This window comes from Ferdinandcohnia jepli (assembly GCF_047246645.1).
Taxonomy (GTDB): Bacteria; Bacillota; Bacilli; order Bacillales; family Bacillaceae_L; genus Ferdinandcohnia.
Genome location: NZ_JBFOKR010000002.1, coordinates 68925 through 94335 on the forward strand (window position 1 = coordinate 68925; position 25411 = coordinate 94335).

Consider the following 25411-nt stretch of genomic DNA (forward strand, 5'->3'; position numbering starts at 1 on the left):
AAAAACATCTAGAAAGATGGGATATCCCATCTTTCTGTAAAGTAGAAGACCTGAATTATTCTTTATGTTCACCTTCGCCTTGTTTAGCTTCTAAAGACCACGTTATTTGTAAAGAATCACCTTGGAATTGATTTTGATCCTGCTCATTATCAACAAATTCAAACTGAACAAACATTAGATCATCCGTCCCTGCCTCAAGTCCGCTTTCTTCAAAGCCTTCAAGAATTTTCAGCTCTACGAGGTCTGGTGTCATATTTTGAAGATCGTATAGTGTTGTTGAGTAGACAACATCGTTATATTCAAAAGGACTTTGTTTATCTACATTTTCAAGAAAGTTAACCCGAATATGCTTTCCAAGATCCTCGGTGTTATCTCCCTTAAAATCACCTACAGTATATGAAGTACTTAATAGCACTTGAGATATGTCTAAGGTTCCTAAATTATCCAGATAAAACACACGGTTCATCCAGTCACCAGGTTTGATATTATCAACATCTATGATCACCTCTGGATCAACCGCTAAATCCAAAGTCCCTGCAACAAAAGTTCCGGTAGCTTCGGCGGTATCGCTAAAATATGCATATGTACCCCCGGCAGCTATTGACAGGCCAAGTGCTGCAGACAAAAGTCCATATTTAAACTTCTTTTTTACGTTCATTAAATTGTCCTCCCTTAACTTTTAAGTTTACTTTCATCTTGTCCACTTCCAAACTTCCTTCAAAACATAGCTATTTTTAAAGAAGGATGTAAGAAACCTTACATCCTTCTTTGTTGCATTATTTTGTAAAGCTACCTGGTAGGTCTGGTCTGCCTGGTCTTGGTTTCACTGGTCGATCTTTATCACCAGGTTTCCAAGCATTAATATGAAGTTTTCCGTCAGCAATTTCACGAGATTCGTTACCATACGCATCTCTAGCAATTACTTCGATTTCCACTCCTTCAGCACTTAGGCTAACAGGTGCAGTCCAAGTTGCTTCATATTGACCTGGTTCTACTTCTGTAAGTGGAAGTTCTGTTACATTATTTAGACCAGAGAAATTTGCTAACGGCATACGCAATGCAAATCCAGCATCTAAACCTTCTTCACTTGTGAAGGAGATCGTTACTGTGTCATTTTCCCCAGACCTAAGAGTTACGTCTTCAGCAGGTTGAATATTGGAAATATCAATATCTCCAAATTTAACATCTAACACAACACTTTCAGTAGTCGTGTTACCTGCTTTGTCTGTTGCAATAACTTCAATTGTATTTTCGCCATTATCAAGTAAAATTCGCTTAGAGAATGAACCATCAGCAACAGTTGCGTTCTGTCCATTAACTGTTACTTTATCAATATTGGCATCAGCAACTGTACCTTCGACAGTAACTGTTTCTCTATTTGTTTTTGAGCCATCTTCTGGACTAGTAATTGCTAGTTCAGGAGCATTTTGATCAAGTGTAACTTTTACAGTCTCAGATGGATCTGTAACACCATTTTCAGATGAAGCTTTCGCTGTAATGTTGTTTTCACCATCAGCTAATGTTATAGCAACTGAGAATGTACCTTCAGCAGTTGCCGAAGCTGAACCTACTTCCTCGCCGTTATTGTAAACAAGAACAGTTGTCGTAGGAGCTGCTTTACCTGTTACATTAACTTCTGCTTCATTTGTAAATGAACCATCGACTGGTGCAGTAATTGTTGGTGGTGTTACTTCATAATTCACTGTTGCACGAATCATGTAGTTACCTTCTGCTTCTGGAGATGGCCCCCATGCTCCACCAACTAATTGATAGCTGCGTCCTGCATATTCACCATCTTCGTCAGTAGCAAGACCTGGTGTATTTGGATTTGCATGATTTTGAATGTATACCATGTAGAAGTCACCTTCAACAACGATACCTTCTTCACTTAAATCCACATTTGTCCAATTACCATCACGGAGTGTAGTTGCATTGAACGGTCCTGCAAGCTTCGTACCTGGTCCTCCATCAGCTCCATCAGCTGCATATACAGCTACTTGGAACTCATTTCCACCTGGTACTGGCCATGATGCATCCCAAGTACGGAATAAACCACCAGTAACTAATGCTTTATCATGACCTTCTGCAAGTGACATTTTCACTGCCCAACCATTACCTGCGTCATAGAACGCTCTTGCATTTTCTGCAGTACCATCGTCATAGCCGATTTCGCCAGGGAAACCAATGAATGGCTTTAATTCAAAGTTCTGCTCAACATTTCCTTCTAAAGAAATAGTAACTTCTTGGCTGTAGTAGCTTGGTGCAACAACCTTAAGAGTATAGTCGCCTTCATATCCAGTTAATGAATAATGACCATCTGCACCAGTTGTAACAGGTGTAACAGCAGCATCTTCCATTAAATAGATTGTTGCGCCTTCAATTGGGTTGCCCGTTTGTTCATTTACTACAGTACCAGTTACAGTACCTTTTGGCAGTTCTTCTAAATTGAAGTTTGCTGTTACTTCTTCACCATCAACAACAGTTACTGACTGTGATGCTGGTGCATACCCATAGCTTTCAGCAACTACTGTATAATCGCCTACAGCATGGCTAAATGTATAACCACCAGTAGCTGGATTCGTTTTAGTTGATCTTCCAGTTTCAACTACAGTAACAGTTGCATCTAAAGGCAATGCCATTGGAGCAACATCAGCAGTTTCTACATCGTCAGTGGTCTTAGAAGCTTCATTCATTTTTTGCTTCAATTTAGTAATGTCTACTTTTTCGCCTTTCTTCGTTGTAGCTGGCTCTTTTTCTGGTTTTGCAGTTAAAGGTGCAGCAATTTGAGTATCAGAGATTTGGAAATCATCGATGTACCAGCCATCTCTAGTTACGCTGCCATCAGTTGCAACATCAAATGAGAAGATAACAGTATCTCCTGCATATGCGCTTAGATCAAACTCAGCATCGATCCAACCGCCAGTTGTACCTGTATATTCAGCAAGTGAATCCCATGTTAACCCACCATCTGCCGTTACGAAAACTCCTCCGAAATCCCAGTTGTTTTCTAGGTTATACCATTGTTTAAATTGCAGGTACGAATTTCCAACTTCTGGAATTTGAATTGGAAGTGTTTCAAGGGATTCATAAGCATTAGAAGTATACTGACCATCAAGGTTAGTTGCTACTACATTTTCACCAGAGAATGCAGCACCAGGACCTGAAGTTGGTACGCCTCGTTCCCAAGCTTCACCTTGGACTACAGTCCAACCAGCCATATCTGTTTCAAAGTTTTGGAAATAGCCAACTGTTGGTACACCATTAATCGTTACTGTGTAATCATCACTAACAGTTTCATTTCCACCGAAGTCTGTTGCTTTGATGCGATATAACAATTCACCTTCAGCAACATCCGTGCCTGGAATTGTTGCTTGGAATACTCCATTTTTGTAGTCTCCGCTTACTCGAGAAGCTTCGACTGTCTCAAATGAACCATCTTTTGAATATTCAACAACAACACCTGTAACACTTACATTGTCAGTAACTGACGCTTGAACAACTACTGGTAATCCTGCAAATGTTTCACCAATGCTCTCATGTTCAACAACAGGTGCCTCTTCGTCATTACCATCAACTGTTACTTGACCTTTAATAGTACCCAGTCCAGAAACAACTGAAGATACTGCATCAAATACGTTGATAATCCCATGACCAAAACCATTGTTTGGAGCCTGAGGATATTGAGTATTTGTTCTTGGTGTTGCAGTGTCTTTTAAGACTTGCTCAATTTGGTCCACAGTTAAACTGTTATCTGCTTGAAGTAATAATGCAGCAGCACCAGCTACATGTGGAGCCGACATTGATGTTCCACTATTTCCAGCATATCCACTACCTGGAATTGAAGAACGAACACCTACTCCCGGAGCTGATACTTCCGGCTTCATTTCACCAGTTGGTGATGGACCTTGTAGTGAGAAACTAGCCAATGCGTCATTAATATCTGTTGCACCTACGGCAATTGCTTCTGGATAGTTACCTGGTGAAGATACTGATCCAGGACCACCCGGGTTTGTATCGCGTACATTTCCAGCAGAGAAAACGGGAACAATTTCTGCAGCTCTCCATGCTGCAACCATTGGTTGATACCAATCGTCCATACCTGCATAAATTGAACCCCAAGAGTTGTTAATAATATCTGGTGCCATTTCTGGATGTGGATTGCCTTCAGCATCCTTTGGAGCTAACATCCATTCTCCAATTTCCATAAACACTGCATCAGTTGCACCTAATGGACCGAATGCTCTTGCTGCAATCCATTTTGCACCTGGTGCTACACCTATTTCATTTGTACCATTTGGATCTGCCCCTACCATCGTCCCCATTGTGTGAGTACCATGACCATCAGTATCAACAGGAACAGATGAACCGTGAGGATCAAACCAACTAAATGTATGGTCTACTTCTCCATTGTCTGCGTTATATCCGCGATATTTCTCCATTAACGCGGGGTGATTCCATTGAACTCCAGAATCGATGTTAGCAACAACCACACCAGTACCATCGATACCTAAGTTCCAAGCTGCAGGAGCGCTTACTCGATCAACTCCCCACTCAACAGCGTTAAGTACTTGCTCTTCAGTAGCTGTATGAAGAACATTCCTAGTTTCATTGAGTTTAATTGATTCTACCTCTGGAAATGAAGCCAGTTTCTCCATTACTTCTTTCGTAGCCGTAACAGAAAGCCCGTTAACGATATAGAAAGATTTAATATCCTTTGCATTTTTCTCTTTTTCCAAATATGAAAGGACATTAGCCTGTGCTTCTTTCGCAGTTGCTCTCAATTCATTTACGATTGTTGAACGCTTAGCAACTTCTTTTTTTGCTGGTGTAAGCTTCTGTAAAGAAGCCTTTTCTTCAGCTTGCTTTGCAACACTTGCCGTATCTACTTGTTCTTTAAATCTGACTAAAAATGAAACCATTTCATTTTTATCAAATTTTTCTACTACCTTTTTGTTAATTTTGTTTTCCGCTACTTCCTTGTTGCCCTTGTAAGAAACCGAGTGTTCCTTCCCTGCAGCCAAAGCTAGGTTAATAGAAAAGCTGGGCACAATTAGAAAAGCACACATTAAAACACTTGCAATTCTGGTCAGTCTTCTTTTTTTTCTCAACGCTACATCCCCTTTACTAATTTTTATTAGGTAACAAACTCTCCCCCTCACTTTGTAGATTCCTATACTCCAAAAATATTATTTTGCTAGAATGCTAAGTTACTACCTACACTTATATTAAAGTTGTATTGTAGTAACCTAATTTATGTAGGAATACAGGTTCACATTAAGTGTATTTAAGGAAAGTCCAAATAATTATTAAAATTGGACTAATTATCCGAAAATTCTAAAAATGATTATAACGACCCATAAATCTTATCCTAAAATAGTACTATAACTGTGTATTTTTACTTACTATTTTTTTATAGACTATAATTAAAAAGACCCATTTGAATAATTTATATAAAATTCAATTGAGTCTTTCATATTTTATATTTTTGTGATGACGCAAACTATTAATCGTTACTGTAAGGATCGTTCCCATGTCCAAAACCTAATGATGGTCATCCGCATTAACCAGTCTAGTATTATTTGTAGTAATCCAAGGAGTTTTAGGCCTAGTTAATATTACATATTTTTATTTGAAAACACATAGTTCATAACTACTAAAATTTAAAGTGAATGGATTTTTGTTAGGGTAGTCCCCATTAGTACAACAACAATAGATTTTTCAATCTTGTCAGTTCCCGCTTCACCAATTGTATTTCTACTTGATGTACTTAAACGAAACAAAAAGGAATCCAGGGTCGGAGAACCTTGGATTCCTTTTACAAAGTCTACTACTTTACGGTAATACTTACTGGAACAAACTCAACTACAGAGCCATCTTCAGCAATCGCCTTAATTTGGTAAGTGTAAGTTGTACCACGAGCAACGTTTTCATCTATATAGTTTGTCTCAACTTGCTCTACCATCTTTTCTCCATCACGGAGAATTTCGAAGCTGTTTGCTTCTATATCCGTCCAGGATAGATTAACTTCACCATTTACAACTTCTACCTTTGTTTCATTACTATTAACGTTAGACTTCGGTTTACCACTTACTACAACATGTAACGAATGTTCAGTCTCAACCTGTCCTGCAAAGTTTATTGCTTGAGCAGTCAGTTGATAACTACCATTTGTAAGTTCCATTTCAACTACAAACGTTCCATCCGAATTAGTTTTAGTAGTCCCCAGCACTTTATCTTTCTTTTTATTAGAACTAATGATTTGAATTGTGGTACCAGGGTCTGCCTTACCAGAAAGTGTAACATTTGGGTCTTTCACTTTTACTTCCTTCTCATCCCAAGAAACACTTGTTGGAGCTTCTTGTTCAGCGTCCATAGCCCAAAGAAGTGCGTTTCTAAATAGTTTTTTACCATCTTCTGTCCACCCGTAAGTTGGACCTACCATATTCGTGACTGCGAAGGACGATAATAATAGATGCATATGGGCTTTGCTTCTAAATTCATAAGCAATTGAATTTCCCTTTTGTTCTTCCCCAACTGAGAGTCCCGCTAACGGAACGCCAGTATAGCCTTTAAAGGTTGCATATGGGCTCTTCTCAGCCAAAATCCGAATAGCAGAAGGAGTTTCAAAGCCTTCAAATATTGGATGCCCCTCAATTCCATTTACAAAAACTTCATCCTCATTATATCCATGCTGATCTACTTCAGGATTCTTATAGACTTGTCTTAGTAACGATATGGAGCCCTCTTTTTCACCCCAAGTACCTGTAAATATTACACTGACTTGATGTTTGTCACTTTCCTCTATTAACTTCTCTACCTGTTCATTGGTTGCTTTATTGGTATTGACGAGGATTAAACGGTATTTTCCGACCTCTTCGGTAACGTCCCAACTTCTTTCCTCAGCATACAATTCTTGGCTGTTTAAGAAAGTTGTAAGTTCCGTTTTTACATCTCCAATAACAGCTACCTGATATGGGTGTAAACTCAGATTAGCAATTACATCTTCTTCGGCAATAACAACTTCCTCAGTTACAGGAAGATATCCATTAATCGTAATACTTAATTGATAGTTACCCGGAAGTAAATCCTTAAATGTGTAGGTACCATTTTCATCCGTAGTTAGTTCATCAACGAATCCCTGCGGGTCTTCTGGTGTTAATACTACCTTTGCATCTGTAATAACTTCCTCATTATCGGCATTTGTTACAATACCAGACAATGTAATACCTTGAATTTTTTCGAGTTGGAAACTAATTTCCTTTGAATCACCAATCGATTCAATGACTACATCCTTCGTTTGTTCCATATATCCTCTTGCTTGAACCTTCACTTTGTATTGACCATTACCAAGGCCAATGCGGTATTGACCATCAGCATTCGTAGTTGTACTTAAGCCTGTATCCACAATTGAGAGTTTTGCATTTTCAACCGGCTTGCCTTCTTCATCTGTTACAGTACCAAAAACTTCTCCTTGGCTAGCTGTTAAAGCAAATTCAATTGCATTTACATATATTTGTTTAGCAGCATCTGTCCAACGGTCAGCTGGATGTCCATAACTGCCTGCATGAAGCCCTGAGAGAAGAACATGTACACTATTAGATGAAGTATATTTAAAGCCAATACCATCTCCAAGGACACCGGATGTGTCATGTGTAAGCTCTCCAATTGTTGTGCCACTATAATCTTTGTACACATTATATTGTGTACTAGAGCCCTCACGACTTAATAGAAGTAGCTCATCACCTACGGTAAATCCTTTAAAAATAGGATGATCTTGTTGTACCTTTAGATTAATTCTATTGTCTTTAAAGGTTGATGTAACTGTTTTAGGGTCACCAAAGACATCTGATAATTCTTTTATTGTGCCGTTACCCCATTGCCCAGGGAATATCATACTTACCTGTAATTCGTTAGCATGTTCTACAAAATTCTTAAACTGCTCATCTGTCATGCTACTATCATTAAAAATGATTAAGCGATAGTTTTCCATATTTTCATATAGTGCAGCGTGATTTGTATTCAGATAATGATCAACATCAAATCCATATTGTTGAATAAATGGAACAAGTCGATCTTTATTCAGACTTGATGTCACAACAGCAATTTTCTGTGATACCTTCATCATGAAGGAAACATCAGTATTTTCTCCGATTGAAACGGTAATTCCCTCTTTATTCATTGGAGCATATCCAGGTGCGATAATCCTTATATCATATACTCCTGCAGGAACCGTTACCTTGAATTCACCTTTATTGTCAGTTTTACCTTTTAAAGGTGTACCTCTAATTTCAAAGGATGCTTCTTCAATTGGCTCATTTGTTTCACTGTTAATTACCTTACCAGTTATTGTGCCAACATCATCTGCTGTTATTTCAAAAATCTGTGTGAGCTGCTCCCCGTTCTCGACGGATACTGAAACAGTTTTTTCATGATGTCCAAAAGCATTAAATGATAATTCATAGGTTCCCTCTTCTAAAGCAATAAAGAAGTTGCCTTGATCATCTGTTTCATAGGTTTTACCTGTTTCTTTCACTATAACTGTTCCTGCAACATTCGTACCAAGGTTGTTTTTAACAGTGCCATGAATTTCTCCAACTAGCGGCTCTGTATTGTAAAGTGCCCACTCAATTGCATTATTTAAAATTGTTTCTCTTGTTGAGTCGAAAGAAGGAAGAGCTGGGTTATAGACATGGCTAAATGTCATGTTTGCTAAAAGAATCTCCACTGAGTCAGTTGTTCTTCCTTTATATGCAACCATACTTCCTTTTTCCCCATTTGCTTCATGATTGAACTCTACAATGGATTCTCCTGAATAACCATCAAATCCGTAGTAATAATCAAATCTCGCTGGAATATTAAACTCTGTTCCAATATCTATTCCGGCAGTAATTGGGTGTTCTGCTAAAACTTTCCCTTTTGCTCCAGCGTCATCACCGGCAATTATAACTGAAGGATCATTTGTATATTGATTCAGGAATCGAATTCCACCTCTACCGCCATCTTGACCTGTCCAAATCACAGGAGTTCTTGTTTCATCTAATGCTTTCTGGAAGGCTGCAAATTCTTGTGATGTTGGAATCTGAGCATTATCATAATCTGAATTCACAAAAACAAGATCAAGTTCATCCAACAGCTCAATGTCTTTAAATGTCATATTTTGAACAATATAGCCGCGTTCTTCCAGATATTGTTTTACTGTAACTCCTGAGGTATTTAAATCCTTTGTAACCCCAATGGTAGGTGAAGGATTTAGCTGTTCATCAAGTTTTAGCTGTTCACTTGGAGAAACCTCTACTTCGATGTCTTTGCGAACAAAGCCGTCTTTTTGAACACGAAGTGTGTATGTGCCTGGTAATAGGTTTTTGATAGAGTATCTTCCTTGAGCATCAGTGTATGCCTCACGTGGAACCCCTAAAACCTCTATATGCGCACCTTCAATAATATTTGTGTCTTGCTTGTTTTCAATTACACCTGAAATCGATACTGCATTATCAACCACATCTAACTGGATTGTGTAATTGTCTGCACTCGCATTAACGATTACTGGCACAACTTGTGACTTATATCCATATGAACTTACTTCAATCTCATAGTTTCCATCCAGAATCGCAATAGAAAACTCTCCTGACTCTGAATTTGAAGTTGTTGAAAAGTTTTTCCCTTTTACTTTTATATCAGCTTTAATTGGGTTTCCTTCAACGTCAACTATTGTTCCTTTAATTGTATTAAACTTCGCATTTGAAGCCCAGAGTACTGTTTGGATAAGAAGTTCTTTCCCTTTATCGGTATAATCACTAGCATCATGATCATAATCAAAGCTATGGCCACTCATCAAAACTTCTACGCTTCCGGAAGTCCTTGGTTTGTATGCTATCCCTAGACCAAGAGATTCTCCACCTTCATGTTTTATTTCTGCAAGTGGATAGCCGCTATAATCATTAAAATAACCGACCCTACTAGAACTTGGTGTCATAAGTTCTATAAATTCACCAATGTCTGCCCCTTGGAATATAGGGTTTTCTTCTAAAACAACATAACCGGCTGAACTAGAAGTGTTTCTTACAATATTTCTAACCTTTGGATCAGCTCTATGGTTTACGAGCTGGTTTATACTATTGTTCCAATAAGAATCACCAAAAATAATACTAGTCTGCGATGCATCAGCTGTAGTTAGAATCCTCTCAAAAACTTCCTTAGTTGCAGTTCCATTGTTATAGAAAACAACGTCAAACTCACTCATTCTATCAGCAAGATTACTTACTGTAAGTGAAGTAACCTCAACACCAAGATTCGTAAAGATAGATGTAAAGTTATTTGCTGCTGAATAATAATCTCCTACAACAGCAACTCGTGGGACCTGATATAATACGACATTAATATCCCCAGACAATTTTGCTACATCAAAAATCTGTGTATCGACAATATATCCGTCCTTAGTAGTCTGAAGTGTATAAACCTTGTCTTCCAAATCCTTTACTTCAAATCTGCCATTTGATCCTGTTGTAGTTTCACTAATAACAGTTTCATTCTCATCTACTACCTTAACAAGTGCGCCGCCCACTGCACTATTTGATGTGGCGTCTGTCACGGTACCAGCTACAACTCCACCACCGTTAGCGCCCATAGTAATCTGCAGCTCATTCGGTTCACCATGTGTAAAGGAAACCTCTACTGTTTGAGTTTCATAACCTGTTGCACGGATTTCCAGTGTATATGTTCCTTCGTCATGGAATATTTCAAATGAACCATCAGAAGCAGATATTGTTTTCACCCCTGTTTCAAGCACTTCAAGCTGGGCGTTTACTGTTTCACCTGCTCCATTTGTTATTGTCCCTGTAGCTTTTCCAAAATCAGAGTTCATTAGATAATTTAGGCCGTTAAATAAAATTTGTTGATGATCTGGCAGCCACCCCTGAAGTGGTGATACCCATGGTGCTGCTCCATGTGAAGCTAGGAGTAAATGCGCACTATTTTCTGATACGGCATTATACGCAACCCCAGTACCAACGAAACCAATTGTTGTGTCACCGATCGTACCTAAGCTTCGTCCCGAATAATCCTTAAACCACGCAAAGTCCCCAGTTCGCTGGTAAAGAGTTAAACGGTCCCCTTTTTGGTACCCTTCAAAAATGGGATGCTCAACATCAACTTGCATACGTACGGTTCCATTGTCATAATGATGACTTACTTCTTTTGGATCTTGGTAATAATTCTTCAGATGCTCAATTGAACCATATCCAGACCCCCACTGATCAACAAAAACCAGATTAACGTCATGCGCTTTTGCTTTTTCTACTAATTGCGTAAATTCTGCCTCAGTAGGTTGTTTTCCACCAGAACCATATGCTCCATTTAAGTAGATTACTTGATAACGTTCGAGATCATCAATAATATCCCATCCACGTTCTTCAGCATGAAAGTCATTCGTTTGTAATAGCTTTGTCACTTCGGAATTCCAGTCATTCAAGACTGCAATATCTATAGGTTGCATATCAAATGAAAAAGTATTTTCCTGATTTTTCAAAATTTCAACCTGTTGTTTTCCTAGCACAAAACCGTTTAGTGACACTTCAACTTGATAGGCTCCCTCGTAAACATCATCCTGTACGAAAACCCCTTCAGCATTTGTCGTTCCACTTACGGGAGTACTTGTAAATGAAACACTCACACCTTCGAGTGGTTGTTTTGTCCGCTTATTAACCACCGTTACTTTTACAGACCCAGTCTCTGCATCTTCGAGAATATAGTTCTTACTTTGCTCATATCCAGATACAAAGGTGATATCTTCAATTACTTGTTTTTTCCCGTATTTAGATACTTTCACACGATATTCACCTGGTTTATGAAGTAGTTCATAGCTGCCGTTTTCAGCTGTTTGAGTAGTTACCCCAGATTCATCTACTGAAACAGTAGCTTCAATTGGTGAACCATTTGTATCAGTAACTGTTCCTTTTAAAATTCCTAGAGATTGATAGATTTGAATTCCTGTACCATATGTTACAAAAACCTTACCAGCTGTAACTGGAATTCCTGATGTACTGTAATCTGGTAAAGTGAAATCTTTTAATGATTGTCCAGTAAATACGTCAAGTGCAAAAAATCCACCGTTTGAGCCTGTTACAAATAGGATTCCATTTGCGGTAACAGTACCACTATTTAAGCTGGTTCCTACAGTTTTGTTTTGCCAAATCATGGCACCTGTCTCTTTATCAAATGCTTTTAATGCCGGTACAGTTGACGATCCGACGATTACTAAATCTTCATAAACAATTGCTGTACCTGCTTGAGTAACACCAATACCAGGTGCCTTCCAATTGAGTTCTCCGTTACTTGCGTTAAAAGAATAGAGAGTACCATCTCCAGAATCAAAATTACTTCCTACTACATATAAATTCCCATCCTGATACACAGGTTGTGTCGATATTCCCTCTGCCGCCTCAAGTTTTACAGTCCATAGTTCTGAACCATCTTCCATTTGTAATGCTCGTAGCGTTTTATTTTCATAGCTTCCAACAAATACATGTCCCTCTCCAAAGCTGGCACCTAAGTACGTTGATGCTCCTAAAGGCTTACTCCATAGCTTTTCACCTGTTTTACTATTGAGTACTGTTAAAGAAGCATTTTCATCAAGGCCAGATGTAACAATAACCTTACCTTCATAATATAATGGTGACTCATAGATTGGTAAGGAACCTGTTTCATAGTTCCATAGAACACGGCCATTGTCTAAATCAAGCGCATAAATTCTTTTGTCAGCTCCCCCTGAAAGATAAACAACACCTTCTTCGATTGTTGGGGATGACCGATTTGAAGATCCAAGTCTTACACTCCATTGTTCCACGCCTGTCTCACTGTCAAGACTTACTACCCATCCTCTATCAGTAACGAACACTACTCTTTGTTCAGCTACTGCCGGGGTAGAAAATAAGATTTGACCATACGATGAATTATCAAAACTCCATCCTGGTTCTAGACCTTCAATATCGATAGCTACTGGTGAAACAGCATTTCGATTAAGGTTGTTATTTGCCATTTTCCAGTCCAGATTTGAGGATGAACTTATTTTACTGACAGAAATAACAATTTCTTCTTCTTTTTCAACAGTAACTTCTGTTGAGTTTGATTTGATCCCTTCACCTGATACCTGAAGTTTATACGTTCCTGCTGGAACTTTTTCAAGATTGAATGTGCCATTTTGATCAGTTCGAACAGCTTTTAATGGTGTATCATTCACACGTATATATGCAAAAGCAATACCATCTTTCGTTTCAGAATCTACAACTCTTCCTGATAGACGATATGTTTGTGCAGGGTCAAGTTTCCATTGAACAGTTGTATTCTCACCCTTTTTAATAGTTACTGTTTCTTCCTTGGTTAAATATCCAAACGATTCAATCAAAACCTTGTGTGTGCCTTCACGAATGGAAAGATTAACTTCCCCATCTTCTCCTATTTCGTGTGTACTACCATCCTTTACAAAAGTGACAGTTCCGGCGATAGCTTGTCCATCTGCATTTTTCAAGCTTCCTGTTAATTCACCAGCAAAGGCAGCTTCTGTTACAGCCTGGTATATGTTAACTATTCCGTTTCCATATATATCATTCGGAAGAGTTCCCATGTACGTTTCTTTTCTAGCTGTATTTTTTAACAGGTTCTTAACTTCATCGATTGTCAAATCAGGATTTGCTTGATATAACAGCGCTATTGCCCCTGCAACATGTGGAGTTGCCATTGAGGTACCACTGATTGTATTGTATTTGCCTTCATTCCTTTTTGATGGCCATGCAGAATATATATAATGACCTGGTGCAGATACATCTGGTTTAATAAGTCTTGTTTGATTCCCATTACCATCGTCCCAAAAAACGGGACCTCTACTCGAGAAATATGCAATTTGATCATTTTCATCGGTTGCTCCAATTGCAAACGCTGAAGGAAAGCTTCCTGGTGAACCGATGGTTTGTGAACCTGGACCATCGTTTCCTGCTGCAAATAAAGGGAATATCCCTGCTGCAACCCAAGCTTCAACATCCTCATAGAATTCAATATTATAAGCGTTACTATTTCCCCAAGAATTATTTACTACATGAGGAGCTTTTGAAGGGTCCCCTCCTGGTGCCATGAACCATTCAAAGGCACGATGGATAGCACTAGTTGTCGTACTGCCACCATCATTAAATATTTTTGCCGCAATCCATTCAGCTTCAGGCGCCACACCAATCGGCTCACCTTGCCCACCGCCAACAGCAGTTCCTGCAACATGGGTTCCATGTCCATTACCATCCTGTGGAGTTGGATAGTTATGCCCCGATAGATCAATCCAAGAATATTGATGATTTCCGTCTTTTCCACGGTAATTATGTTTTAGTGCTTCATGCCCACCATCGACTCCTGAATCCATAATTCCAACTACAATTCCTTCACCCTTAATTCCATATTCGCCCCATACCTTGGTAGCATTAATTTTCTCAATGCCCCATTCAGGTAACCGTGGTGTACTATCTTCTACTGTAATCTCTGGCAGCTGTAGAGTCTCATCTAGAGTGATACTCTCAATATCAGCCCTCTGTTTAAGCTCTTCCAGTGCATCTTTCGTAATGGAGGCTGATATTCCATTAATTATCCAGAAACTTTCTTTCTTTTTTACCTTGTCTTGCTTTTCAAGTGCTGCAAGAGCTAGGTTTAAGCCTTTTTGAGAGGCATTTGCTTTTTGTTCTAAATGATTCTTTAATTCTTTTATTTTTTCACTTCTTTTTTCTAAACCTTTTATCTTTGGATAAATATCATTAACTTCCGGCCTTTCCTTAAGACGAATAATTACATCAACACGGTCTTCATTCTTCAATTGTTGAATAACCTTTTCTTCAACTTTTTGCTTACTAATCGCCTTTGTACGATCTTGTTCTTCCGAGAATTCTGGTGCCTCAATACCTAAACCTTTTAAAAGATTTGGTAGCTCACTAGTTTCGGAATCTACCGTTTGCAGACTAGTAGATTCGTTTTTAAATTCCTGCTCTCTTTGTTTTTCTAATTGTACTTCCTCAACAGTTGTTGAGCTGCTCCCGTTCGATTGGGCAAATGAGAGAGAAGGGAAAAACATTGAAAATACTAGAATAAAGCTAAAAAATAATGAAAAGGTTTTCCGAGCTAACTTCCTTTTAGCCAATAAAATACACCTCCGTTTGTACTTAAACCCTCGACACACAAATAGTCCTTTCGACCCAATCCCTAATCATCGCCCCCATTTCGCTAAAAATAATGGTTGTTGTAGTTTCTGTTTTTTCTAATTAAATTGCTTTCTATTTATAAGTGAAGAATTCCTTCGGAGAAAAAAGAGTTATTTTCGGAATTATTAGATTTTAATGTCGAAAATACAAGCTTTTCTTTTCTTCCGTCTCTTACTTCACAATTTTTGGGAATTTTAGCTTTTAATCAAAGATAAGTACCTAAATTTCTGCTTAGGTATAAAGTCCGTTCAAACTCTTGAGGCTTAGGCTTAAAGTCCGTAACGGTAGAAACTAATGGTTTAATAAAAACAGTCTACTTTTTGTTTGAAAATCTCGTTTATTGATTGAAATACTTTTTAACGAAAAAACACGATTACATAAAATTTTATTTTTTGCTAAAAATACCCGTTAAAGGAGGTGTTACAATGAGTGGTTTCTTCTTGAAGATTATTGTTTTACCATTGGTTGTAGCAGTGTGTGCAGGTTTATTTGGAAATGTTGATTATGTTTCGTGGTATCAACCGATCGTTGTCGGTATTATCTTAGCGATTGTAGGACATTTAATGGAAGTAATGATGCTAAGAAGAACAACAACTGTAATGACAGATATCGTAGATTTTGTTTCGGCAGCGATTGTAGTATATTTTGTTTCAGCGTTTATGGTGGGTGCAGAGGTAACCTTCTGGGGTGCAATCTTAACAGCTTTAGTCATCACTTTAATAGAGATCCCTGTTCATCGTTGGCTAGTTCGGACTAGGCAAACGGGACAAGAAGCATAAGAAAAGCGCTGGAGCTAGACAGCAAAACTAAGTTGAAAACTTAATACTTTTTTATCTCAAAATAAAGAGGTGCCAAATAGCACCTCTATACCTTTATCCACCGATATAAGACATTTCAATTTTTTTCCGTTGTTTTGCGGTTTCTTCTGTTCGTTCATCTGAATAACGGTCTTTCCTTGCCTGCCAAATCGATTGAAGGGCTTGATCAATTTCAGCATCTGAAGCACCTGAACGAACCAATTCCTTCAAATCGTGTCCACCAGTTGCAAATAAACACGTGTAGAGCTTGCCATTAGCAGAAATTCTAGCCCTCGTACAACTTGAGCAAAATGATTCAGTTACAGATGAAATAAATCCTATTTCTGCATTACTTCCAATATAACGATACCGTTTCGCAACCTCACCAAAGTAATCCGCATCGACAAGCTCTAATGGCATTTCCTCGTGAATCAAATCATGAATATATTTTTTGGACACAACCTGGTCAAAATTCCAACCATTTGTAGTTCCAACATCCATGAATTCAATGAATCGTAATGTAATCCCTTTTTCCTTGAAAAAGCGTGCCATCGGGAGAATTTGCGAATCATTTTTCCCTTTTTGCACGACCATGTTCATTTTCACATGAAGACCAGCTTCTACTGCTGCTTCAATTCCTTTTAGGACAGGTTTAATTCCAACAGATCGACCGTTCATTCCTTTAAAGGTTTCATCGTCAATTGAATCCAGGCTTACATTTACCCGCTGCAGCCCCGCTTCTTTTAATTGCTTTGCATATTTCGGTAAAAACACACCATTTGTCGTCAAAGCAATATCTTCCACACCATCTATTTGATTTAAACGCTCAATGAGCTCATGTACATTTTTTCTTACTAGTGGTTCTCCACCAGTTAGGCGAATTTTTTGCACACCTAATTTCACAAAGCTTTTCGTAAGTGTTTCTATCTCAGAAAAGGATAAAAGCTCTCTCTCTGGCAGAAAAGCATAATCGTCTCCGAAGATTTCTTTAGGCATACAATAAGAGCAACGGAAGTTACATTGATCAGTAAGTGATATTCTCAGGTCACGTAGTGGACGTTTTAACTGATCAACAATAGGTTGTCTTTCAATAGTCATACAGCTGTCACTCCTACAATATGAAGTATCTTTAACTCTATCATACTAGTTACATGTTGTGAATAGAAACGATATCCTTGAAAAATATCATTGTATTTTAAATTTTCTAACCTGCTAACTTTGTCCAATAAAGTGAAGTTCAATCAGTGGGGGATTGTCAGTTGCGGCCCACTGGAAGTGGCGAAATTAGTCTTTGTACTCTTGAGAGAGGTGTTAGCGTTCGTTATCGCTTCGTTTAACTTCACGGTTTGAGGTGGGAGTCTTACGGACGTTTACACCGGGATAAATAATTTAGAAAAGGTAGACAAACGCCCACGACATCTTACCTCTTGTCACATATCCATATAAGTGTAGACAGAATTGGGGGAACACCCACAAAAATTTGTAGAAATGATCTACAAACTACTCATTAAACTGCTTGCAATAGATAAAAATTTTGTAGGAGGTAATTGAATGGGACCTTATAGAAGACCTTATGACTTCGGGAGCAATACGCGACTTTTTTGGGGCGGACCATTAGTTGGTGGCTTATTAGGTGGACTTGTTGGTAGCACATTATTCAATCCATATTTGTACGGTGGATATGGATATGGCTTTCCTTATGGTAGACCACCGTTTTACCCACCATATTATCCGTACGGAGGATTCTGGTAAAAAAGAAAGGGCTGACTAGAATGATGTAGTCAGCTCTCCTATCGTTTATGTTTCTTTTTGAAAATTAGAGAAAAGGCCAGTGGTAAAACTCCGAACCAGCGATTTGATAAAGGAGGTAATTCTTCCTTTCGTTGCTGGCGCGTTTGTTTTCGCACTTCCTTTGGTTTGTCTATATAACTGACAATCTGTTGGGTAACAAATTTCACGTAATCGTTTGTAGACATAATAACCACCTTCTAGTTGTACTTATTAGTTATTATTTCCACTACTCTCCGTTTGTAACCATAATTTGATATTATTCACAATTTCGTCAAAGCTTTTCGAAGAGGTATCAATTTTATATTGTGCTTCCTCGTAAAACGGGATTCTCTGAGTATATAGTTTAACCGTATTTTCCTTTTGTTTTGAGTCAAATAATGGACGTGTCGAGTCATGCTTAACTCTTTCGAAAATCGTATTGATATCAGAATGAAGGTAAACAACATGTCCGTGTTCCTTCATCCAATTTCGATTATCTTTTTGTATTACGATTCCCCCACCAGTTGTAACAATAACGTCAGACGTTGGGAGTTGCTTTAAAAAATCTCGTTCATATTTTCGAAATACTTCTTCGCCATATTCAGCAAAAATGTCAGCTATTGTTTTACCAACCTGCTCTTCTATATATTGATCTGTATCAATAACCGGTAATTTCAAGGCTTTACCAAGTTTTTTTCCAATTGTAGTTTTCCCTGCTCCCATAAATCCTGTTAAATATATTGCCTTCATTTAATCCTCCATTACTCTGCTTATCCAATAAATTTCCGAACCTCTCGATTAAATCTCTCAGGTTGTTCCACAATGGTCCAGTGCCCGCAATTTTCTAAAACAACTAAGGTTTTGTTTGGTATATATTGTAGCAATAATTCCTCTAGCATAGTAGGTGTAATTAAATCATGTTTCCCTTGAAGAACTAAGACCGGAATGTTCACAAGCTTATGTAATGTTTCTCTAATGTCATAAGTGGATGTAATCTCCGCACCTAGAATTCGATTAACGACTTCATTACTTACTGTTTTTGTTTTGCGAGTTAATGCCTCTGGATTATATACATAATAGGGATCAAGGACAGTAAATATTTCATCAACAGTTCCCGTTCCTGAATTCAATCTTTTGATAGCAGATTCGAGTGCATCCCGATCACTTTCAGTAAGTCGCCTATCCAATTCTTTACCAAATTCTGATAACCCTGCACCTGTTGCTCCAACTGCAGCGGTTAGGATGACTTTATTAACATTTTTATGATACGTTGTAGCATAACAAAGGGCAAGCATACTCCCCCACGACTCACCAACAATATTCAATTTTTCAATGTCTAAATGAATCCGAAGTTCTTCAAGCGCTTCAATTTCTTCTTTAATGGTATACTCACTTTCATCCTGTAAGCACTCAGATTGCCCACACCCTCTTTGATCATAAAAAATAAGTTGATAGAAGTTAGCTAACTCTTCTACGTGAGGCAAAAAGAACCTATGCTCACCTCCAGGCCCACCGTGCAAAAACAAAAGTGGTGTTCCGGAACCCATTGTTTTAACGAAAATAGAACTTCCCCGTATTTTTAAAAATTGCTCTCTCATCTCTTTCCTCCTCGAAATAAAACGACTATACAGTTTATTTAAATTATAGTAAATACTCTACCCTTTATCAATTATTATTTTTTTATTGTGTATTTTCAAAAAGTTATTTATAATAAGTTACGTAGACTGAATAGTCTATTTTATTTTTCAAATGAATATTGGGGAATATAACCGATAATGAGGGGGAGAAGGTATGTCTACTACTCAAGGATTAGACACTAAAGTACAAGAAAAGATTGCTCAATTTAAGGAATTAGATCAAAAAATTGCTCACCTTAATAGTGTGCTAGCTCTTGCAGGCTGGGATCAAAAAGTAATGGCTCCTAAAAAGGGACGTTCGCTTTTTGCAAATGCAATCGGTACTTTATCAACAGAAGTCTTTAAACTTACTGTTTCAAAAGAAATGGGTGAGTTACTAGAAACTCTAAAAAGTGAAGAAGTCTATAATCAATTAGATGAAGTAACGAAAGCTTGTGTCCGTGAAAGAAGTAATTTTTATGAACAGTCAAAAAGTATTCCTGCTGAGCTTTACAATGAATATATGGTACTTACTTCTAATGCAAACGACGCTTGGGAAGAAGCAAGAGAAACAAACAACTTCGATATCTACCTTCCATACTTAGAAAGAATAGTTGAAATAAAAAAGCAATTCACTGAATACTACGGATATGAAGGACACCGATATAACGCCTTATTAAACGAATTTGAGCCTGGTTTAACAGTGGAAAAGCTTGATCCACTTTTCGCAGAGCTGCGTAAAAGTTCAATTGATCTTTTACAAAGAATTAATGCATCTTCCTCAAAACCAAGTGGAGAAGTATTTACTAAACTGTACGATGTAGAAAAGCAAAAAGAGTTTAACAGATTCATACTTCCTAAGATTGGCTTTGATATGAACGGTGGTCGATTAGATGAAACGGTTCATCCATTTGCTCAATCTGTTAATACTGGTGATGTGAGAATTACAACACGTTACCTTGAAGATAACGTTCGATCTGCTATCTTCGGAACCATCCATGAAGCTGGACACGGAATTTATGAACAAAACATAAATCCGGAACTTGAAGGTACGTCAATCTGTAGTGGTGCTTCCTTTGGTATTCATGAATCCCAATCAAGATTCTTAGAGAATATGGTTGGACGCAGCGAAGAATTTTGGAAGTATTTCTATCAAGACCTACAAGAAACGTACCCGGAGCAACTTTCCAATGTAACATTAGATGAATTCTACCGTGCAATTAATATAGTTGAGCCTTCATTTATTCGTGTTGAAGCTGATGAATTAACGTATAACTTACATATCATGCTTCGCTACGAAATTGAAAAAGGTCTTATTGGTGGAGAAATTAAAGTAAAAGACTTACCAAAGGTATGGAATGAGAAAATGGAAGAATACCTGGGAATTGTGCCTCCAACTGACACACTAGGTGTGTTACAAGATGTTCACTGGTCATTCGGTGGATTAGGATACTTCCCTTCTTACTCACTAGGTAACCTCTATGCAGCACAAATCTTACATACGATCACGAAAGAAATTCCTTCTTTCTATGAACATATTGAAAAAGGTGAATTTGACGTGATTCAAAGTTGGTTAAAGGAAAAAATCCATCAATATGGCGTAATTTATACACCTGATGAATTAATCCAAAAAGTCACTGGTGAGAGCTTAAACGCCTCATACCTTGTTGACTATTTAGAAAAAAAATATTCAAAGGTTTATAAACTTTAGTCTAAAAAAGCACCTTCAAATGTCGAAGGTGCTTTCCCTATTTACCGATATTCCAGCCATTTCACAATTGTTTGTGTTTCATAATCATACAAAATTTCCGCTTTATATATCCGAAGATTATTCGTCACACATGTAATCAGTACCTTCGATGTTGAAATTGTCACTGGAGTTACCGAAAACGATGTGGTTCCAGACGGATATCTTCTTTCTGTACCTGTGCGCTGAATCGGAGTAACATCCTGCCGAAGAAGCTTTGTGATGTCGCTTACCCCCAACTGCATGAGGTTTTCTAAGACGTGGATTTCTTCTGTTTCTTTGCTAACATTCTTTTCTGTAAGATACATATTAAGTTGAAAACTAAAAACCATGAAAAATAAGAATGAAATAGCGATTGTTACAGGTAAAATAAATCCCTCTTCATTTCTCAAAGCACCTCTACCTCCAACGTCATGAATGATGATACAACTACATCAAGGCTTGTACCATCCACCGTTGTAATTGAGATCATACATCCATTACTTTTTGGAGTATAGATTATGCTTGTTATTTTCTGAAGTATAACTTCATTTCCTGTACCGTTTACCCTTCTTCTTATTTTATCTTGGTAGACTTCATAGCTTATTTTTTGTCCTCTTGGGTTAATAAAGGAAAGGGTATGATTTTGATTCGTTATGGAGAGATTTTTCGCTTCTCTAATTTCCATCTTTACTTGTTGAACAAAAACCTGCCATTCTAATTGATTAAATTCTGAGCTCGTTTGGTGGTAAATCACCCGAAGAAATGGAGACATAAATGAAACTATAACTAACAATACCGAAAAAGTAAGAAGCATTTCTACAAATGTAAACCCACTTTCTTTATTCATTCACTTACATATCCACACCTTTCGACTTTTCTTCCTAACTTGTCCTCCCAAGAATTGCATACTTCCCACATGTTACTCTCAGCATTATATTCTCTTGTTAACCAATAGCGTGTACCACCCTTTTCCAGTACCTTACTATCATATTTGTCAACTCCACCTTGAAAAGCTGCTTGAAGTTCCTCTGATAACAGCTGATTACCAATCGTCAGAATTTCTATGTTATTCCGTTCGGCTAAGACTACAATGAACTGTGGTAGTAAGATCGTACAAAGTAGGAGCCAGACACTAACCGCCAAAAGCATTTCAAGCATGGTATATCCTTTTTCACATCTTAGAGACATAAAAGCGGCCCTTTCCTAGCAAAAAAGTAATCGTGTAGGTCTCATCTTGATACTTTACCTTGATACTTCCAGCTTTTTGAATATTTCCTTGACTATTAAACTGTAAAATGGTTCCTAATGTTGATTGTGAAAATTGAATTGACTGATCGTATCTTCGCGTTAGAATATTTATGTTTTTTGAACCGCTCGATAATAGATAATAAGGTTCAGAAACTGAAAAAATGATTCTAGAAGTATCACTGTGACTAATTGCATATTGTTGTGCATAAAAAATATCATTCTGCAGTTGTTCGAGGAACTGCTCAATTCTCTTTGATTCCTGTAATGGCTTCACATGTAATAGGCTAATAGATGTGATTACAGCAAATATGAAAAGTACTAGCAGCGTCTCAATTAAAGTAAATCCCTTATTATTAACCTTCTGCAACAGCTGTCACTTCTTTAACTATACCCTCTTCAATTGTTAAACTAGACCCATTCGGACATGCTGGAGGGTCTCCTCCATCTAAATATTTTTCTGTTTGTAATTCACTTATTGAAACTGGTTCTTTATTTTTATCAATTTCATAGGCTTGTACTTGTGCTTGAACCATCTTTATCAAAGCCTCACAGCCTTTTTCATTAATCATAGAGTTATGTTTCGTGACATTTGGTACTGTTACCAGCAACAAAATGGAGATTACTAATAGCACAATTAACATTTCGATTAACGTAAAACCCTTTTGATTCATAGATATTCATCCTTTCTAAATTCCGTTTAATAATTGAAACATTGGCACCATAATGGCTGCATACATAAGCATTATAATCGCCCCAATGCATGTAAATAAAAGTGGTTGAATGACTGCTAGAAGTTTTGTTATTTTTTCTTCTAACCTAGCCATAACAAATTGTCCATAATGATGTAGTTCCTTCGCAAGGTTACCGTTTGACTGCCCGTGTGCAATAATCAGTGATAACTCATTCTCATAAAACTGACGTCCCTCTATAATTTCCTCAAAACGATTACCAGCTAATAAAAGCTGTTTCATTTCTCTAGCCTCTTCTCTAAAAAAGGGAGAGTGCTGTTGTTGTTCAAACATGGTTAATGATTCTAATATGGATAATCCACCTTTTAGAAGATTAGAAAGCTGAACAGCGAAGAAATGGGAATGATATAGAATGGAAATGTGGTTCAGAAAAGGGATTTTTAAGAGAAGATTCATTTGCTGCTTGACAGGCAGCGTTTTTATTCGAAGAAAATAACAAATAGTTCCCACTATTATTAGTGTCATAAAAGCAAGAATGACTACACGATTTAGTAATGGCAGGTTCATGAGTAGTATGGAAAGAAAGTTCTTTTGGTAATTCATAGAGGTATATAATTGTTCAAACTGCGGCAATAAAATTTTTTCAATCATAGTAAACATGAAGCTTACAAAGAGCAAAAGAAATACAGGATAACGAATAAGCTTTTTCGTTTTCTCAATTTGAACGAGTTTCTTTTGCAGCATTATACTTCCCTCACGAAGAGCAAATGAAATATCACCATGTTGTTCTGCAAAATATAAATAACCTAAAATGTCTTTATGGAAAGAAACTTTTCCAAAAGCTGTGTATAGTGAATCTCCCTGCTTACAGCTTTCAATGATGGTTTCAATGTCTTTACATCGATTTTTAGGAAGTTGCAATAAAAGAAATTGGGAAGCTTGTTCGAACATATATCCTTGATCTAATAATTCTCCTAAACGGTTTAAATACAAAGCTTGTTCTTTAAGTGTCCACCTATTACTGCTTTTCCTGATCATTCATAACCCATCTTTCCAATGCATCAGGATATAAATAGCCTAGCGCGATTCCTTTTCTTATGACGTCCCGCAACTTTTCATATTGATAAGTTGCGTCCTCTCCCTTCGCTTCTTTCATTACCTCAGATAATGCACGACCACTAAGTAACTCATACACGCCAACTCGTCTTACTTCACGGTATTTTTTACAAAGCTGTGAGCACTTTTCTCCACAATATCGACATTTTAGTTCCACTAAACGCTGTGCAGCAATTGCAATCAGGGTTTGTTCGATTTCTTGAAGCGATACACCGAATTCAAGCAAGCGGTAAATTGCCCCCTTTGTATCCCTAGTATGCATGGTAGTTAACACTAAATGGCCAGTCAATGATGCTCTAACTGCAATCTTTGCGGTTTCAGCATCTCTTATTTCTCCAACCATGATAATATCAGGATCATGACGCAGAATTGCTTTTAGCCCTTGAGCGTAGGTGATACCCGCTTTTTCATTGACTTGAACTTGAAGAACATCTTCACTTCTTTTTTCAATGGGGTCTTCGAGAGTAATGATATTACGGTTAAAAAGTTTTTTAGTGGCATGAAGTAATGAGTAAAGAGTTGTGGTTTTACCTGACCCTGTTGGTCCCGTAAAAATAATAAGGCCGTGTGAATGCTTTAATAGAGATAGCATTTTTGTAGTCATATGTGGGAAGAGCGACATTTTTGCAAGAGAGTAAGTAGTTGTTTCGGGTAAAATTCGAATGACTAGACTTTCATTATACGGGGTAGGTAAGGTAGATAAACGAAGGTTAATGGTAACACCTTTAATGATGATGGTAATTGCACCGTTTTGGGGTCTTCTCCTTTCTCCAATATCCATTCCAGCAAGGAACTTATAATGGGAAATGAGTCGCTGACATACATCCTTTTGGATTGTCTGCTTTGTGAATAGATCACTATCAAGCCGGAATTGAATTGCTGCATCATTTATCCTCGGGGTAAAATGGATATCCGATGCATTAATTGACCAGGCTTCCTCAATCAAGTGATCTCCGAGCCGTTCAATTTCACTCAAATAGCTTCACTCCTTTTTTCTTTTTTTTCTCTTGCAAGTAACATAATTCAACATAAATCTACATAATCCTTCCTGCTTTTTAAAAATATTTAAAAAAAAGATTGCCTCTAAATTGTGCTATCTGAATTTGCGTGAAGTACTTTGTTTGGTGATTCCCGCCCCTGCCACTCGCTTTCCACGGGTGAACCGTGAGCCTTAATCAAAAACGACTTAAAATAAAAACGCAACCCACACAAATGGGTT

General features: G+C 37.7%; 17 protein-coding genes. 3 read left to right on the top strand and 14 right to left on the bottom strand.

The annotated features are described in order from the left end of the window. Nucleotides 1–55 precede the first annotated feature (55 nt). The 3 genes from AB3M96_RS02345 to AB3M96_RS02355 form a co-directional block, all read right to left on the bottom strand. A complete protein-coding gene (locus AB3M96_RS02345) occupies nucleotides 56–658 on the bottom strand; it encodes a TasA family protein (protein WP_412965959.1) in 603 nt (200 codons plus the stop codon). Nucleotides 659–776: 118 nt separating this feature from the next. Continuing rightward, nucleotides 777–5108: a S8 family serine peptidase gene (locus tag AB3M96_RS02350; RefSeq protein WP_412965960.1), complete on the bottom strand. Its 4332-nt coding sequence runs from the start codon at nucleotides 5106–5108 to the stop codon at nucleotides 777–779. A 719-nt stretch (nucleotides 5109–5827) separates the two neighbouring features. Next, nucleotides 5828–15166 (bottom strand): carboxypeptidase regulatory-like domain-containing protein, encoded by a 9339-nt coding sequence (locus AB3M96_RS02355; protein WP_412965961.1) that lies wholly within the window; start codon nucleotides 15164–15166, stop codon nucleotides 5828–5830. Nucleotides 15167–15652: 486 nt separating this feature from the next. On the opposite strand from AB3M96_RS02355, the gene AB3M96_RS02360 reads away from it, so the two are divergent. Next, nucleotides 15653–16006, top strand: coding sequence for a DUF2512 family protein (locus AB3M96_RS02360; RefSeq protein WP_412965962.1), 354 nt, complete (start codon nucleotides 15653–15655; stop codon nucleotides 16004–16006). Nucleotides 16007–16099: 93 nt separating this feature from the next. Here the strand turns inward: AB3M96_RS02360 and moaA are convergent, their stop codons facing one another. After that, nucleotides 16100–17122, bottom strand: coding sequence for a GTP 3',8-cyclase MoaA (gene moaA, locus AB3M96_RS02365; protein WP_412965963.1), 1023 nt, complete (start codon nucleotides 17120–17122; stop codon nucleotides 16100–16102). A 453-nt stretch (nucleotides 17123–17575) separates the two neighbouring features. On the opposite strand from moaA, the gene AB3M96_RS02370 reads away from it, so the two are divergent. Then, on the top strand, nucleotides 17576–17776 hold the full coding sequence (locus AB3M96_RS02370; protein ID WP_412965964.1) for a hypothetical protein: 201 nt from the start codon (nucleotides 17576–17578) through the stop codon (nucleotides 17774–17776). A 38-nt stretch (nucleotides 17777–17814) separates the two neighbouring features. On the opposite strand, the gene AB3M96_RS02375 is transcribed toward AB3M96_RS02370, so the two are convergent. From AB3M96_RS02375 to AB3M96_RS02385, 3 genes are read right to left on the bottom strand one after another with little or no spacing between them, the layout of a single operon-like run. After that, complete coding sequence (locus AB3M96_RS02375) at nucleotides 17815–18000, bottom strand: YqzE family protein (protein WP_412965965.1); 186 nt, start codon at nucleotides 17998–18000, stop codon at nucleotides 17815–17817. Between the two features lie 25 nt (nucleotides 18001–18025). Beyond that, the gene (locus AB3M96_RS02380) at nucleotides 18026–18544 is read right to left on the bottom strand and encodes a shikimate kinase (RefSeq protein ID WP_412965966.1); all 519 of its coding nucleotides are present in this window, start codon (nucleotides 18542–18544) and stop codon (nucleotides 18026–18028) included. A 20-nt stretch (nucleotides 18545–18564) separates the two neighbouring features. Further along, nucleotides 18565–19392, bottom strand: a complete 828-nt coding sequence (locus tag AB3M96_RS02385; RefSeq protein ID WP_412965967.1) for an alpha/beta fold hydrolase — start codon at nucleotides 19390–19392, stop codon at nucleotides 18565–18567. 193 nt (nucleotides 19393–19585) lie between these two features. On the opposite strand from AB3M96_RS02385, the gene AB3M96_RS02390 reads away from it, so the two are divergent. Beyond that, the gene (locus tag AB3M96_RS02390; protein WP_412965968.1) at nucleotides 19586–21121 is read left to right on the top strand and encodes a carboxypeptidase M32; all 1536 of its coding nucleotides are present in this window, start codon (nucleotides 19586–19588) and stop codon (nucleotides 21119–21121) included. Between the two features lie 41 nt (nucleotides 21122–21162). Here the strand turns inward: AB3M96_RS02390 and comGG are convergent, their stop codons facing one another. Genes comGG through comGA form a run of 7 tightly spaced genes read right to left on the bottom strand, consistent with a single transcriptional unit; the run spans nucleotide 21163 to nucleotide 25168 of the window. Then, nucleotides 21163–21549 (bottom strand): competence type IV pilus minor pilin ComGG, encoded by a 387-nt coding sequence (gene comGG / locus AB3M96_RS02395; RefSeq protein WP_412965969.1) that lies wholly within the window; start codon nucleotides 21547–21549, stop codon nucleotides 21163–21165. Then, a complete protein-coding gene (comGF, locus tag AB3M96_RS02400; protein ID WP_412965970.1) occupies nucleotides 21546–21986 on the bottom strand; it encodes a competence type IV pilus minor pilin ComGF in 441 nt (146 codons plus the stop codon). The genes comGG and comGF overlap by 4 nt, the downstream gene beginning before the upstream one ends. Beyond that, nucleotides 21983–22327 (bottom strand): hypothetical protein, encoded by a 345-nt coding sequence (locus tag AB3M96_RS02405; protein WP_412965971.1) that lies wholly within the window; start codon nucleotides 22325–22327, stop codon nucleotides 21983–21985. The genes comGF and AB3M96_RS02405 overlap by 4 nt, the downstream gene beginning before the upstream one ends. Then, nucleotides 22311–22754 (bottom strand): competence type IV pilus minor pilin ComGD, encoded by a 444-nt coding sequence (comGD, locus tag AB3M96_RS02410; RefSeq protein WP_412965972.1) that lies wholly within the window; start codon nucleotides 22752–22754, stop codon nucleotides 22311–22313. Before comGD ends, AB3M96_RS02405 begins: the two co-directional genes overlap by 17 nt. Continuing rightward, a complete protein-coding gene (comGC, locus tag AB3M96_RS02415; protein WP_412965973.1) occupies nucleotides 22741–23058 on the bottom strand; it encodes a competence type IV pilus major pilin ComGC in 318 nt (105 codons plus the stop codon). The genes comGD and comGC overlap by 14 nt, the downstream gene beginning before the upstream one ends. A gap of 15 nt (nucleotides 23059–23073) precedes the next feature. Further along, a complete protein-coding gene (gene comGB, locus AB3M96_RS02420; protein WP_412965974.1) occupies nucleotides 23074–24114 on the bottom strand; it encodes a competence type IV pilus assembly protein ComGB in 1041 nt (346 codons plus the stop codon). After that, nucleotides 24095–25168, bottom strand: a complete 1074-nt coding sequence (comGA, locus tag AB3M96_RS02425; RefSeq protein WP_412965975.1) for a competence type IV pilus ATPase ComGA — start codon at nucleotides 25166–25168, stop codon at nucleotides 24095–24097. Before comGA ends, comGB begins: the two co-directional genes overlap by 20 nt. Nucleotides 25169–25411 lie beyond the last annotated feature (243 nt).